Source organism: Geojedonia litorea, from assembly GCF_042654525.1.
GTDB classification, from domain to species: domain Bacteria; phylum Bacteroidota; class Bacteroidia; order Flavobacteriales; family Flavobacteriaceae; genus Geojedonia; species Geojedonia litorea.
Window position 1 is genome coordinate 661,357 of sequence record NZ_JBHSGP010000014.1, and the last position, 17,111, is coordinate 678,467.

The window sequence follows — 17,111 nt, forward strand, 5'->3', positions numbered from 1 at the left end:
TGTCATAAACCCCTTTTATGTTTGACAATGTTTTATCGGCTATTCCCTTTGGTATTATTCTAGCTTTTACCATAGGTCCGGTATTTTTTGTGCTGCTCGAAACTAGTGCAACAAAAGGGTTTAAAAGCGCATTGATTTTCGATTTAGGTGTAATTTTAGCAGACATTTTGTTTATTGTCGTTGCTTTTTATAGTACCAACAAGCTAATGGATAAAATTAAGGATGATCCTAATTTTTTAATCTTTGGAGGAGTATTATTAGCCATTTACGGATTGATTTCGTTTATTAAAACCTCTAAATCGTTTAGATCTATTGCCAAGGAATATCACAGAATTGAATTTAAAAAGAATTACGGTAAACTGTTTTTAAAAGGCTTTCTCTTAAATTTCATAAATATTGGCGTGTTGTTGGGTTGGTTGGGTTTTATAATCATTGCTAATTCAATCACTAACACTCAAGAAGGGGTGATTACGTTTTTGTCAACAATATTAATCGTATACTTTTTAGTGGATTTAATCAAAATTGTAGTAGCAAAAACCTTAAAAAGCAAACTTACTCCGCGACGTATTTTTAAAACTAAAAAGATTATAGCCTTAACAATTTTCGGTTTCGGCATTTTGTTATTGGTACAAGGATTTTTTCCAAAAGAAAAAGAGCGGCTTAAAGAAAAATTGGAGCAAATCAAACCTAATTAAGCGCCAATGCACCACTAAATGATGCAAATAAAAAAACCCCCAAGTTAATCTTGAGGGTTTTGAGGCATCAAGCGGATTCGAACCGCTGTAGAAGGTTTTGCAGACCTCTGCCTAGCCACTCGGCCATGATGCCATTTATGGGAGAGCAAATGTAAAAAAAATATATGTTCTACACCATTTACAGTTTGTTTTTTCTCCTTTCGGTCATTCTAACTGTTACTTTCTCCACGTCACCACCAATTGGTGGATTTAACTTACTTACCCAAACCGTTGCTTCATCTACTAGCGCATCTTCATCGAAAACACGTAGTAATATACGCTTTGCTACGGTTTCTAGCAAATGGGTTGGTTTAAGCATTTCTTCTCGTACAATTTTATTTAAAAGTACATAATCAACTGTATCTCTTAACAAATCAGACTTTGCCGATTGTTGTAAATTTGCTTTTACTTCTAGATCAACCCTATAGTCACTACCAATTTTTGTTTCTTCTTTTAAACAACCGTGATGAGCAAAAACTCTTATATTTTCAACCTTTATTATTCCCAAAGCCATTAAATTTAGGCCTCAAATATATTAATAGTTTTAGATTATTTTGTACAAGGGCAATTACTAATGCCTTGGAATAAATCAAATCCAACAGTAATCATGTGTGTCCCTGAATTGTAATTGATAAGATCGTTGGCAATAACCTGATACGAATAGGCAAAATATACTTTAGACTTTAAGATGCCGAACATAGGTCCCACATTTAGCGGTTTTAAGAACTGATCGTTTAAAAAACGATATGAGAGTCCAAACCAAAAATAATCATCGTTTCTAAGTAGCTTTCTATATTTTATACTTAAATCGGTGACCGAGCGGCCATCACTTTCAAATAGTTGAAAATGCATGGAGGGTTCAATTTCAATATTCTTATTTCGTGGGTTTTTATACACATATCCTGTGTAGAACATATATTGTCTTAAGCGATTCGGCTCTTCAATACTAAAGTTTTTAGCATCTTTGTTTAGAATGTTGGCAGCGGTAAAACTAAAATAAAAAGCATCTTTTCTATATAATACCCCAACATCGAAATTATGATTCCCTAAAGCCCTGTCATCAACAATTGAAGGATCAGGAATTGTGGGATCAAAGTTTTCAATATCAATTCTGAAATAGTTGTAATTATAAGAAATTCCAAATGAAAGAAATTTGTCATTTCGCTTATTAAGCATTAAGTGATGAGCAAACGATAGTCGGGCACCTTGCTGTCTAGTATTACCGTTTTTATCATTGTAAAACAAAACCCCCACACCTGATCGCTGACCTAATCGAGTGTCGGCAACTAACGATTGTGTGTCTGGCGCATCTTTAATATCTACCCACTGGGTGAGACCATTTAACCTAATTTTAATGTAGTCTCCAATACCAGCATAAGTTGGCGCAATCACAAAAGGATTGTCGGCCAAATATTGGGTATGGGTAGGCAGATAAACTTCTTGAGCAGAAGCCCCGAAACCAAAAACTATAAATAAAATAATTAAATACTTCTTCATGTCGGGTTAAGTTTATCTGTATAGCGTAAAGTGTCCTACAAACTCTCTACGATCGTTACTTTGGTTTAAGGTTATTACATACCAGTAATCACCTGTAGGGAGCTCATTACCGTTATAGCGACCATCCCACGATTCAACTCTATTTAATCGCGCTACAACCCTGCCGTATCTATCATAAATTTTAGTAATTATATTTGGGAAACCATACGCATTACAAGGCGCCCAAGTATCATTATTACCATCTCCGTCAGGCGTAAAGAAATTAGGAATACAAATATCAACAAATTCAACGTAAATACTAGCTACTGCTTCACAACCTAAGGCATCAACAACACGCACATTATAAGTCCCTGTTTGACCTATACGGTAAACATTGTCACTTCCTGTTGAAATATTATTGAAAAAGAATTCATAATCTCCAGCTCCACCAGTTGCTACTGCTGTAATTTCATTAATATTAGTTTCAGCTAAAGTAAGCACGAGAGGTTCATAGGCCTGAATGTTGAAATCGTAAATTTTACTACAACCACTAGTATGAATAACCTCTATAAAGTGATCACCTGAAATAAGATCGTTAAACACATTTTGAGATTGTGGTGTTCCGTTGTCTAAAGCGTAGGTAACGCCAGTTAAATTTGGATCATCTAAAACTACAGTTACAGAGTTTGTAGATGAGTTATTAACACAAAGGTTCTCTATTTCCAGAGCAGCATCAACATTGGCTGTGGCAGGCACATCTACAATTACATAAGCATCACAACCACCACTATCACGTACAAAAATCACATGGGTTTGTCCTCCTGGTAAGTTGCTAAATGCAAATTGATCCTGAACAAAATTAGTGTCGTCTTGAGTATTTAAGCTTGTAAAATATGGAGCTGTACCACCTGTAACCTCAACCTCTATGAAGGCGTCGTTATCGCCTGCACAAGTTTCAGATACGATAGTGATAGCCGAAGCATTCAATGGTGACGGTTCAACTATATCAAATATTAAATCAATGTAACATCCGTTCTCATCTTGAACAATTACCTCATAGCTACCTGGAGCCAAATCTGTAAACGTGTTTACAGTATCAAATTGATCTAAGTTTGGCGAAATAGCATATTTGATGATGCCATTTCCTCCACTTGCTTCTACCGTAATTGTTCCATCATCTTGCCCCAAACAATTTACATTTGTAACCGATTGTGTATCGATTACTAATGGCTGTGGGTCGATTATTGTTATTGGAGCTGATACTTCTAAACAGTCGCCACTTACCACTCGAACGTAATACGTTCCTGCTGGGTAATCTGTAAATGTACCTGTAGTTTGAGGCCCCTGTAAAGGCGTAATGGCCGTTGGGCTATCTAGCAATTCATAGGTGTAGTTGCCTAGTCCACCAGATGCAGAAGCCACAATTACTGCAGTTGCATCTCCAGTACAGTTGATAACCGCATTTGTAAGGTCTATATTGATTGTTAATGGATCAACAGGATCAATTGTTACTTGATTGGAGATACTTGCCTCACACCCATTAGCATCCCTAACATAATATTGATACGCACCTTGACTTACTGGCGATATTGTAATTGAAGGATTAAAACTTCCTATATAATTAATACCATCAGAACTATATTGGTAAGGAGGCGTTCCTCCAATAGCAGACAATTGCAATGAACCATCACTAGTACATGTCAATCCGCTTAATTGAATTAATGTAGGAACTATTTGAGTTGGTTCTGTAATTGTTACCGTAGGAGTGGTGAAATCACAATTCAATCCGTCCGATATGGTAATACTATAGGTTCCGGCACCCAAGTTATTGAATACATTACTTTGTTGAGGTCCAGCCGTTGCTCCGTCAGCATAATTTAAAATATAAAGATAAACACCTTGTCCTCCTGTAACATTTATAGCAGAAACACTTGCATTGGTATCTCCGTAACATAGAAGACTTGTTGGTGTTGCGCTAATTGATGCCGAAATAGGGACAGGCTGAGTTAAGGTTGCGCTAGCCGTCGATGTACATCCATTAGCATCGCGAATAGTTACTAAATAGTCTCCTGAAGGAAGATTTTCAAAACTATTATTGCTACCAAATGATTGAATTGTTTGTGATGTTGTTGTATTTACCAATTCGTATTCGTAAGGTAGTGTACCACCTGAACCAATAGCCGTTAAAGCGCCTCCATCATTATTACAAGTAACTTCAGCAGCTGTATTTAATGCCACAGCCACTGCACTATCAGGTGAAGTTACGGTTACAGCATTTGAACTTTCTGTACAGAAAGGTGAATTTGTTTGTGTAATATTCACGGTATAAATTCCTGCCGGAACGTTTGTGATTATAAGAGCCGTAGAAGTGTCTCCTGAGCCAGAACTTGATGTTGCACCGCTTGAATCAATTAGATCATAAGTATATGGTCCGGAATAGTTCGTGATATTTACGGCAATTTCCCCTGTTGTGTCACCAAAACAATTTACTGGAGTAGCTACACTTGCAACAACATCAATCAATGGGTATGGGTTTACAGTGTGATTAGCATCAACATAACAACCTGTAGTATTATCGGTAACTCTAATGGTATAATCGCTAATAAGTGGTAATGTGAATGTCGCAGAAGTTCCAGTTTGGGTGGCTTGACTTCCTGCAGGTAAAATCTCAAAAGTGAAATCACCAGTACCACCACTAGCAGTAATAGTAATAACCTCTCCGCTTGTACAACTTACAGGGTTATCAACCGTAATATTAGTCGTTATTGGAATTAAAGTATTGATGGTAACTACATCACTAAACTCACAACTGTTTGAATCTCTAACCGTATAGGTAATTGTTTGGTTAACTCCAGTATCTATAATGTCAAAAGTGTTTGATGTAAAAAAACTAACACCGTCTATACTGTATAAATACCCAGGAGTGCCGTCAGTAGCAATAATGGTTAATGTTGCTGTGTTTACGCTATTATCAGCAGCACAAGCAAATGGAGTTACTGTTGCTGTGGCGTTCACAGCAGCAGGATCCACAATAGTGATAAATTGCGAGTTCATGCAGTTTCTGCCAGATGTGACAGTTATCGTATAATTTCCAGCAGATAGGTTGTTGAATAATGGGTTATTTTGAGTTATGATTGTTGAACCATCGTCTAACATATAGGTATATGGGGGATTGTCATTTGAAGCATCTAAAAGAACCTCTATATAACCATCTCCACCTCCATTACAAGAAACATCTTGAGTATTTAACGTAAACACGACTGGTGTTGCTAATTCCAATGAAATAGGGGCTAGTGATGTACATGAACTTACAGCATCGGTAATTTCAACAAAATAATCACCTGAAGGAAGACCGGTAAAGTCACTTCCCGAAATCACATAAGGTGTAGGGTTCATAGAACTATCAAGCAGAGAAAAAGTATAGCTTCCGCTTCCTCCAGAAGGATTAACGGTAATTGTTCCATCATTGTCGGTACATGAAGGTTGCGCTGCAACAGTTGCAAGCACAGTTAATAGTGGATAAATAACCAGAGTATCTTGAGCCGTACAACCATTGCCATCACGAATAGTAACTGTATAAGTACCAGGAGCCGAAACCGTAAATGTTGGGCTTGACTGATAACCATTGCCAATACTATAGCTTACAGGAGCAATCATGCCGGCGCCGGGTGTTACAGTAAAAGTATATGATGTGCCATTTGAACTACACTGATCATCTGCAAAAGGAGGCAGGGTTAAGGATGGCGGAGTGTCGGCGGCAATTGTAACATCAATAAAAGTTTCACAACCGTTAGCGTCTTGAGCGTACACGTCCCAGTTGGTATTAATTGACGGATCCAACGAAGCAAAATTGTTGTTAGAGTAATCGCCAATAACAGGGATAACGCTATCTTCAACAAAAGCAAATGTATAAGGCGGCGTTCCACCAAAAGCATTCACAACAACTTGGGCTCCAGAATTACAGTTTGCATTGGTATTTGAAACCTCTATCAATCCTAAAACCTGTAAAGGCTCTGTAATACTAAAAGAAATTGTTGCAGAACATGTTGTTCCAGAATTTTCTTCAACTAAGAGCACATAATCACCAGGAGGCAATCCATTTATCGTACCTGAAACGGGACCACCTAAAGGACCAGTTAGTGTTCCGCTAAAACCAGGAACTATGGTATTGTTTGAGGCATATAGCACATCATAATTTATATCAGTTACAGTTGCATCATAACCACTAACCGTAAAGTCAATACTTCCGTTACTTGCGCCATTACAATCTACATTGGTTGTGCTATCTAGGGTTACTGCAATAGCAGATGGACTAGCAACAAATTGGTTATCTAAATAGGCAGAACATCCAGAAGCATCTATTACTTCAAAAATATATGTGATTCCGGGAGTTAACCCTGTAAATGTAGCTACATTTCCAACTACGGTAGTAGGAGGGGTTCCTGAACCATAAATACTAAAAGTGTAAGGTGCTGTTCCTCCAGTTACTGTTATTTCCATGGTTCCTCCTGAAATACAATCTGAAGCTATGACTTGCCCTGTTAAATTTAAAAATGGAGGCGACTCAACCTGTGTTCTTGGAGAACGGAAATCACAATTATTACTATCAATAATAACTACGTAGTAGTAGCCATATCCTAGATTAAGAAATGAATGTGAGGTTGCTGTAGTCACACCAAAACTATCAATTAAAATGTTACTGCTATCATATAAATAATAATTGTAAGGCGCAGTACCTGTACCTGTTAAGGTAACATCTATAGATCCACCAACTGTGCCACCAGGACCACAAGTAGTTGGGTTTGCAGTTAATGAAGCTGTTAAGGCGTTAGGTTCGGTAATGGTTACAGTATCTGAAAACACACAAAGCTTACTATCTCTGATGGTGTAATTATAAGATCCAGCAGTAAGGTTTCCGTAGGTGGTTTGAGAGCTATAAGACCCTCCATTGAAACTCACTTGATAAGGAGGTGTTCCAAAATTCGGATCTATAGTTATACTTACAACGCCGTTTGCATCACCATTACACTGTACGTTTGTCGCAGTTGCGGCAGCAGAAGGATTAGTAATAGGGTTGATGGTAATAACATTTGTTAAAGCTTGACATCCTTCAACATCTGTTACCAGAAACTGATAGTTTCCGGGTGTTGATGTAAAGTATGGTAAAGTCACAGTCGAAAATGCGCCTCCATTAAATGACACTTGATATGTATAAGGTGCAGTTCCACCATTAACAGTTACGTTCATTTCTGCGTCTGGTGATGCAGAACAGTCTAAATCTTTAACTAATTGAGCAGTTGCACTAATTTGATCTGCAATAGTAATAGTGTTAGATGTAGCTGTACATCCATTAGCATCTAAAACGGTTACTATGTAACTTCCTGAAGCGGTTATATTGAATATATTAGAGTTTTGATAGGCACTTCCGTTTAAACTATATTGCAATGGCGCCACACCACTTCCTGTAGCGGTGATTGTGATAATTGATCCATCAATACAAACAGAATTTGCAGCAATTGTTACTGATGGATTAATAGCGGGATCAATTGTATGCGGTTTTGTAACGACACAACCATTGGCGTCTTGAACATAAATAATGTAGTCTCCAGCATTTAAATTATCAAAAACATTGCTTCCTTGATATGGGCGAACAATGGTTGAGGTTGTAGCATTTTCTAATTGATAAGTATAACCACCCCATCCTCCAGTTGCATTTACAACTATTCTGGCAAGACTGTTACAGTCAATAAGCGTAGCTGTAAAGGTAAAATCCAAGACACTTGGCGGCTCACTAACACTAATTATAGCCGTATCAGTACAATTGGTAGTATCATCTGTTACGTTTATAGTATAAGTATCAGCGCTTAAGTTGTTTAATGAAATTGTAGCAGCACTAACAATAGTACCATTATTTACAATGGCGCTAGACGAGTTTTGTACTGTATAAGTGTATGTTGACACAAAGCCGGAAACCGCAAAATTTATCGATCCATTATTATCTCCAAAACAGGTGATATTGCTTATTAATTGACCATTTACCCGAATTTGAGGAATCGTATTTATGGTGTAATTTTCAGTGATATTACAACCTTTATCGTCAGTGACTAAAAACGTATAAGTACCTGGCCCCAAGTTAGTAAATACATTATTATTGCCATTGTTAATAGCATTGGCAGCAGGGGCAATAATCTCATAAACGAAAGGCGTGTTTCCACCAACCACGTTAACAGTAATGTCAGAGGTTAATGCTGGACAGGTTAAAGGAGTTGCGCTGAATGTTAAATCCGTTGGCGGATTAAGAGCATCCAGTGTCATTGGGTCTGTTACAATTGTGCATCCATTGGCATCGCGAACAGTTACTGTGTATGTACCGTTTGTTAATCCGCTAAATACGGTATTTGTTGAAAAGTTTATACCATCGATACTGTATTCATAAGGTGGTGTTCCTCCAGAAACAGATCCAGATATGACTTGTATTTCACCATCGTTAAGACAAGTATAGGGCTGTGTTATTTCGGCATCTCCAAACAATTCGGGTGCCGGAGCGATTGTTATGGTCTCTGGATAAGGACAGGAATAACCTGCTTTTGTGGCCCTAATAAGAACCGTGTAAGTACCAGGAGGTAAATTAGTAAATGTATTTGGATTTCTATAAGTATTACCACCATCAATACTAAAATCAACATTATAACCCTTTCCATCGGTAACATTAATAGTAATTGACCCATCGTTTGCACCAAAACAACTTTCGTCTGTTGAAGAAATAGAGTATTCAACTGCAGGCTCTAAAATTATGGTGACTTCATTTGAAAAGGCAAAACAGTTAAATCGATCTACAACAACAAACACATAATCTCCCGGATCCCAAATATCAAAAATTGAACTCGTTTGAAAAGCAGAAGCAGGTAAATCACTAACATTAGTAACTCCTGGATGAAAAATTGCGCCATTATAAGTCCAAATAGCGAATTGGTAAGGAGGCTTGCCTCCCGATGGGTTTACTAAAATATTACCCTCTCTACAAGTAATATGCTGTGAAACCCTTGCTGTTAAGGCTAGGTTTGAATCATTTAAAATTTCAACTTGACGCGTAAGGATACAACCATCATCTGTTCTTAAAGTCACATCATATATCCCTGCTGTTAGATTTGTAAAGGTGTAGTCGTTATTGTTAGTTGGGCCATAAGTGTCTATGGTTGTTCCATTTCTACTTATTTCGTAATAGTATTGGGGCAGAACATCTATACCTTGTACACGTATGCTTCCCAATACATTACACGATTGATTGGTAACAATGGTATTCATTTGGAAATTTCGTTCACGAATACCAATATCAGGAATTGAAAATTGACAAGCCCCAGCACCTACATTGATTTGTCTGATGTTTACAGTATAAATTCCAGCATTTGGAATAGTAAAGAACGAACTTGTTTGATAGTCTATCAAAATAGCCCCAGTCACTTGATTTACCAATTGGAATTCGTAACCGGTTGGTACGTTTGTTATTAAAATTTCTCCAGGAGAGTTACAAACTATATCCTTTTTTTGGTAACCCGGATTTAATAAGTTTTCGTAAACATTAAAATAAAAACGACTAAAGCAGCCATTTTGATAATAAACCACAATACGATATTGTCCGGCTGTTGTAGCATCAAAACTATCTAAAGTAGAAAGTGTTGTCCAACTGCAACTACTATCTTTATTTGCACAATCATCATTTCCAATTGCAGCACAGCTGTTTTCATCGAGCACTTGCCATTCAATGCTTTGGGCATTTGTAATATCAGTATCTATAAATCTGCTATCATTAACACCGCATAGGAATATTTTTGGAAGCTCGTCACCGTCATTTGGACAAATAACAACTTCATCGGCATATGGAATAACAGGATTTGAAGTCGTATCGGTAAAGTTGGTTACTACTACAGTTTCATCAAAACTTTGACAAGGCGCAGAGCCGCTTTTAGTTACAATATAAGTTCCGGCCGTAGCGACAGTAATAGTTTGGGTGTTTCCTATAACATTACCGCTACTGTCTCGCCACTCATAGGTATCATAGCCGCTACCAGCAGTAATTTGTGCACCACTTCCGCATAAAGCTACAGTTTGTACAAAGTCACATTCATCTAAACCAATCAAAAAGTTGGTTGAACCTGGCACTCCAAATCCGCAAATATCAAAATCAGATAAACTTGGGTCATCTGTAATTTGATTTGAATTTAATACTCCACGATAGGTTGAATACGCTAAATTTTGAATTATATTAGAACAGGCATCTCGTAAATCGCTACAGGTTTCAACAATCTGCATCCTTATACGTATTTCGGCTAGAGGATCACCTGCTTCAACCAATTCATCAGGAATTGATAGTGTGATTTGATGCAGAACAGGATCATAAACATATGTTACACCTGGTGGTAGCTGTAATAAACTTTCAATAAAAATAGTATTGTTAGGAAAAACGTCTCTAATGGTATAGTTAGTAGCGTCATCGTTACCGATGTTTTCAAAATTCAAAACATATTCAATCTGCTGTCCTAAAGTTACATTTTGATTGGCAATATCATTTCCAGCCAAATCCTCTACGTTTTTATATAGAATGATTTTTGGTTCAATAATTTCTACATCAAGTGCATTTAGAAACACAAAATATTGATCTCCTGTACTACTTGCGCGTAGAGTAGCTCCTGTTTCATCATTAGGAATTACCGAATTGAAGGGGTTTTGTATATCAAATTGATCAACATCAAAACCAAGAGTGTTCACACTATTTGGGTTACGATTGGTTTGTACGGTATGGTTAAATGTGATATTGCTATCAAAAAAATTATTTCTAAAATTTGGTTGTGTGGCCGTATTTGTACCCAATGTTGTAAAAACTGCATTGCTATTTGCTCTAATAGATAATTGGTCACCAGTAATTCGATTATCTCCCTCTAATGTTGCACTCAAGAATTTTGCTCTTACAGGAAAAGGAGCAGGGAGTGTAATAAATCCGTTGTAATCAATGTCGGTTGTATTGCCTGCGGCAACACCTGCAAAACCATCAAATGATGTGATATATTTTCCGGGATAGGAAGGGTTTTCAAACACGACTACCATAGTCCAACCGCCAGAAACACCGCTATCTACATAACCTTCACTCGCTCTTATATTCCCTACAAAATAATTACCTTCAGGATTAGCCAAGGCAGTAACCAAATCTGTGACGTCTGCATAACAAGCATATGGACTTGTTGCGCCAAAATCTACGTCTCCAAAACCATCATAGATAAGGTCGTCAGCAGTAATATCAACATAATTACCACCTGGCACTCTAAATTTAATTTGATTAAAATCTGAATTTCTTCCACTTGAGCTGTCATCCCCAACATTATATTGGTAGTTTGCAGCCCAGTATAGTCCGGCATATCGCACTCTAGAACAGGAAATATCAGGTATCGTTAATGATGCGCTACTTGAACTAAAAGTTGAGGCGTCTCCATCGATATCTATATACTGCATATATAAACAGTCGTTGTACAATGATGTACTTCCTAAAGTATTGTATTCAGTATTTGGTAATTCACTATCACTTAAATTAGGATCGCAATAACTATGAGTATTTAACCCGTGATCAACAGTATTTCTATTTACAATATTATTTGCAATAAAAAGAAGATCCCCTCTAATATTGTTTTGGTATCTTACTTCAAATGCTTCTTTTATTTGAGCTGTTACTGAAAACGATCCACAAATTAAAATAAGCAGTACAAGTAAATGTTTTTGGGCTGTATGTAGGTAGGTTGATGTCATGATGATCAGGGCTCTAGAATGTTCATTATCCACATATCTTCATAATATTGACGCTCGAGGTTGGAATGGTATAACTGCAAAGCTGCATTCCACGTTTCAGTTTTTTTTAGATACACATAACGATAATTGTTTTTTGGGTTTAAAAAGGATTTAGGATCTAAACCTTTATTTTTCAAATGGCTAATAAAAGAGTCTGCGTTTTCAGATTCAGAAAATACATTAGCAATAATATAATAACCTGGTTCTATTGAATGTATTTTGTCAGTAACTACTTTTGGCGCTCTTGCACCTTTATTTGATAAAGTTACATAGGTGCTGTTTTCGGAACTTAAACCAGAGGTAGAACCAATGTTATTTAATTGGGATATCGACTTATTTTGGTTCTCACTTGTGTCTCCGTTATCTACATTCATAATCCACATATCATCATGATAAACACCATTAAATTTGGATTTATGGGCACTTATGGCTTCTTGCCATGTATCGAAACGTTGTAAATACACATATTTCCAGTTGTTTTTTGGGTTTAGGAAGTGATTTGCAGGCACACCTTTTTTAGTTAAATCCTTTACAAACTTGTTAAAGAATCGTTCTGTTCCGAAAACATTGGTAATTAAATAATAGCCGCTTCTTACACCACTTACATTACTAATTGAAGCGCTTTTAATATTATTTTTCTTAAGCTCTTTTTTATAAAGCTCATCGCTTTCTTTTTTTGCAGAAGTAGTAATCGTTTCTTTGCTTAAAATGTTGGTTTTTAAGTTTTTAGAAATAACTGTGTTTGCGTCATCTTTTTCAATGGGTTGATTAAACGCTGCTTCTTTTGAGGTGTTTTTGTTCTGTTCTTGAATGCCTTTTTGCTCAACTAAAGTTTGAGCGACCTTTCTTGTTGGTTTGTTCTGATTGTAAGCGTATTCTGAATTACCATCACCATTATCGACGTTCATGATCCACATATCATCAGCATAAGCACCATTAAATTTAGATTTATGTGCTGCAACTGCATCTTGCCAAGTGTCGTAGCGCTGTAAATAAACGTAATTCCATTTGTTGTTCGGATTTACAAAAGAATTTGGATCAATACCATCATTTGAAAGTCTCTTCATAAACTTATTGAAGTATGCTTCAGTTCCAAAAACGTTCACAATTAGATAATAACCACTTTCAACTCCCTTAATGTTAAATAATGACTCGCTTTTAATATTGTTTTTTTGTATTTCCTTTTTAATCAGGTCATGACTAGCTTTAACTTTCGTGCTACTTACAGATGTTGTATTTGAAATGTTAGCCTCTGTTACTATCTCTTTTTTCGGTGAAACCGGTTGAGGTGTGGTACTTAAGGCTAATTTTTCCTCATTTATTTGTTTAGATGAGCCTTTCAAATTAGTATTATCCTGTGACGTTGCATTGTTTTGTGAAGGATTCTCTTCAGAAGTGCGCTTTACCAACTGCATTAAATGAAGAAAACGACGCTCTAAATCAGCAACTCTAGCTTTTTCTATTGAATCTTGGGTAAACAATAGCTCATCAATGAGCATATTAGCCTCTTCAAGATCTTTTTTAAGTTGTTCAATTTCTGCATCTTTAGCCAATAAAATGGGCTTTTGTTTTTTATTGAACGCCTTGTATTCATTAGGGTTTATAGAAATATTGCTTGTTGTTTTATTTTCAGCATTTTCTTTTTCATTGGTTAGGGTTGTATCATTTTTATTTGATTTTTCTTCAGAATTTTGATCTACCAATGAATTTTCAATTGTGTCAATAGAATCAAAGCCGTCATCCATTATAACCATTTGATCGGTTAAGTTTGGTTCAAACGAATAAGCAAATGAGATTTCGTGCGTTGGCCCTAGATTTTCTGTGGCACTATTTAAACCTCTCTCATAGGTATATCCTAGAGATATTCTTCTGTTAAGGTTAAACCCTACACCAATTGATACACCATAGTAATCATCAAAGCCACCTTGAACCCAACCTAATTTAGGAAGATCTAAAATTAAACTTCCACTTAAATTAACATCTATTTCGGGCTGTTTTCTAGCTCTTGCCAAAAGCATTAATCGCCCATCTTGTAATAAACCATCACTATCTTTAAGTTGTTTAGTGTATTGCAAATGGCCAGAGAATGTTTTTTCAGAAAAACTAGTCAATGATTTACTTGTTTTTAGGTTGTAATCAAATAGGTTTTCGGCATAAAACCCAATATCAAAATTACCAATAGCCAGATTAAACCCAGGCTGTACTCCCAACAACGAATTTCCCTCAAGTTCAGCTAATCTTGGATCAGGAGTAGTTGTCACCGATTGATTTTGATCGAAACCACTTTTATAATAGGATAAGTTGAAACCCATTGTAAACACTGTGTTATCAGAAAACCGAATACCATAAGCATAATTTGCAAGAACCCCAAAGTTTGAGATTGTACCAAAACTCTGGTGATATAAACTTAAGCCTAATCCAGTTCGGTCACCTATTCGGCCTGAATAACTCAATAAATAAGTATTGAAAGCATCTTCATATTGTATCCATTGATTTCTGTGGTATACATTTATATAAGATTTGTTTTCTCTCACCGTTGAAAACGTTGGGTTGATCATAAACCTATTAAATTTCAGCATATTTTGAGCTGGAATTTCAAGCGAAACATAAGGGTCATCTTGAGCGCTGAGGTGCCCAACAGAAAAAACTAGAAGAAAAAAGAAAGTAATTTTTTTCATACGTTAATCTATTACTGTTATGGTTCCTTTACGCAACACATTATTGTCCTTTGTAATTTTATAAAAATAAATAGGCTTTTTACTAGAACTGGCTACAGGAATGTTGTTTTGAGGCCAATCATTTTGATAATTATAAGTTTGAATTACACGCTCCCCAGTTAAGGTAAATATGGAAACCTCTACATTGCTGTTATTAGCATATGAATTAGGTAATATCCATTTATCGTTGTAACCGTCTGCATTTGGTGTTATAACATTTGGAATTGCAAAGCTTTCCAAATATTCAACAGTAATGGTTTTTGTAATTTCACAACCATTTACGGAAGCCTTTAAAATATACTGACCTTCTTCTGAAATTGTTAAATAGGAATCATTTGAAATTAAATCTAATGTTTCTGCACGGTACCAAGCATAACTATCGGCACCTGTAGCATTAATCGTTCGGGAAATTCCTTCATTTATGGTTACGAAATCTCCTGAATCTACCTGAACAACATCAGTGTTTAAAGGGCTAATCGTTAAATTCTCTGAAATTAGCGAGCATCCAAAACCGTTTACTTCTAGCTTGAAGGTACCACTTTCATTGGTCTCAACATAAGGGGAATTTTCTGAATCCATGACTTGCCCATCCTTATACCACTGATATGTAAAGTTAGGATCTGTAACATTGGCAGAAAGTTTTACACTTGTTGAACCATCACATGATAAGGACCCAACACTAGTTATGGTTAAATCGTTTGACAAACCTAATTTAATATCTTCTTCGTTTGACACAAGATTTAAATCGTTTAAGGCTGCTTTAATTTTATAAATTCCATTGTCTTCAGGACCATCTAACATCAAACTAGTTGTTGTTGCGTTAGCTAAAAGGACAGTATTTCTATACCATTGATAAGAAAATCGATTCACCAAACTATTATAAGCATCAATTTCACTACCATCGCTTAAAGTTGCTGTTATAGTGCTTAAACTAATTTCAGTTGATGCGCTTTCACAACTTAAATAATCAGACCTTTTTCCAATTGAAACACTAATTGATGTAGGGATTTCTATGTTTATTCTAGCGGTTGCAATTTCTAAAATACAACCTGCTGATTCTTTTATTTTCGCAAAATAGCTACCTGGTTGCGATGTTGCGTAGGTTTTTTCAGTGGCATTAGAAATTAAAACGTCATTTCTATACCAACTATAACTAGGTTGAGTAGCATTAGTGCTAGCCTCTAGAGTAATTTCATCTCCAGGTAATAATAGAGTGCCAGATTGACTTTGTAGCGAAGCGTTAATACTTTTATATTGAACAGTTACATTTCCAGAACGCTCCATACATCCACCGTTTCTTTGAATCTCTACGTGCCAAGTACCCTCTGCATTGTCTACTGTGTTTATATCAAATCGAGGGTGATATCCCGAAGTCGATACAGCTTGGTTATTTCTAAACCATTTATAGGATGTGTTGGTGTTATCTAAACTGGCGACTAAAAAATGAGATTGGCCTTCACACACTTCAATTGAATTTGATCCATTAATACTAACTCCAGTTGATTGTCCGTTAACTAGCTCAACAGCATTAGAAAGTGTTGCGCTTGAACAATAAGTGCCATAATCTAATTCTACATAATAAATACCTGCTTGTGACGTTGTAATTGAAGATTGATTTTGTGAAGAAAGGTAAGTGCCATTCCTGTACCATCTGTATGCCGGTTGATTAGGATAATTAGTTACGTTTATAGTTACTGGAGACCCATCACATGAAGCAATTGTACCCACAAAATTATTTATGACCAAAGGTTGATTTACTGCAAGGTAGTAGGCAGGAAAAGCATTGGATTCGGGACTGATTTTTTGTGGATTAGTACTTCTCACGCGAACTTTGTAGTTGGTACCACGTAAATCTGTTGGAAATGCGAAAACAAATTCAAACTTAAAGATTGTATTTTTATCACCATAAGCAACTAATTCTCTAGGATTAGCAAAACTTCCATCTTTGTCAGATAATTCTAATATAAATTTATTGTCAGAATATACCATTGGTGGATCCCAAGCAAAGTTGACATGAAATTCATTAAATGATGCTGACACACAAGGTGCAGAAAATTGAAGTTCTGGTTGCTTAAGGGATTGACCCAACATTGTGCTGCTTAACAATAGCAGGCCAATGCACATAGTCAATTGAACAGTATATGATACAATACTACCCATAACATTTGAGGTTAAGTTTTTAATTTTTTGTTAATTATTAACAATCAAGATTTGGGGATCTCGATTGTTAAAAAGGCGCTTTATCGATAAAATCAACCGTTTAACGATGTAAAGTTAATTTTTTTTTTCAATTTTCCAAGCTTTTTGTTAGTTATTAACAGAATAAAATTTAATCCATATCTGCATGGAA

At 36.2% G+C, this 17,111-nt stretch carries 6 protein-coding genes and 1 tRNA gene; 1 reads left to right on the forward strand and 6 read right to left on the reverse strand.

All coding sequences use genetic code 11. The features are described 5' to 3' along the window. The first annotated feature begins 17 nt into the window (after positions 1-17). A complete protein-coding gene (locus ACFO5O_RS10895) occupies positions 18-695 on the forward strand; it encodes a LysE family translocator (RefSeq protein ID WP_387963683.1) in 678 nt (225 codons plus the stop codon). Between the two features lie 62 nt (positions 696-757). On the opposite strand, the gene ACFO5O_RS10900 is transcribed toward ACFO5O_RS10895, so the two are convergent. From ACFO5O_RS10900 to ACFO5O_RS10925, 6 genes are all read right to left on the reverse strand, one after another. Next, a tRNA-Cys gene (locus tag ACFO5O_RS10900) sits at positions 758-828 on the reverse strand. Positions 829-873: 45 nt separating this feature from the next. Next, the gene (gene folB / locus ACFO5O_RS10905) at positions 874-1,242 is read right to left on the reverse strand and encodes a dihydroneopterin aldolase (protein WP_387963685.1); all 369 of its coding nucleotides are present in this window, start codon (positions 1,240-1,242) and stop codon (positions 874-876) included. 41 nt (positions 1,243-1,283) lie between these two features. Beyond that, positions 1,284-2,231 (reverse strand): PorP/SprF family type IX secretion system membrane protein, encoded by a 948-nt coding sequence (locus ACFO5O_RS10910; RefSeq protein ID WP_387963687.1) that lies wholly within the window; start codon positions 2,229-2,231, stop codon positions 1,284-1,286. 12 nt (positions 2,232-2,243) lie between these two features. Beyond that, the gene (locus tag ACFO5O_RS10915) at positions 2,244-12,005 is read right to left on the reverse strand and encodes a T9SS type B sorting domain-containing protein (protein WP_387963689.1); all 9,762 of its coding nucleotides are present in this window, start codon (positions 12,003-12,005) and stop codon (positions 2,244-2,246) included. 5 nt (positions 12,006-12,010) lie between these two features. Further along, the gene (locus ACFO5O_RS10920; RefSeq protein ID WP_387963691.1) at positions 12,011-14,722 is read right to left on the reverse strand and encodes a PorP/SprF family type IX secretion system membrane protein; all 2,712 of its coding nucleotides are present in this window, start codon (positions 14,720-14,722) and stop codon (positions 12,011-12,013) included. A 3-nt stretch (positions 14,723-14,725) separates the two neighbouring features. After that, the gene (locus tag ACFO5O_RS10925; RefSeq protein WP_387963693.1) at positions 14,726-16,921 is read right to left on the reverse strand and encodes a T9SS type B sorting domain-containing protein; all 2,196 of its coding nucleotides are present in this window, start codon (positions 16,919-16,921) and stop codon (positions 14,726-14,728) included. Positions 16,922-17,111: the final 190 nt, after the last annotated feature.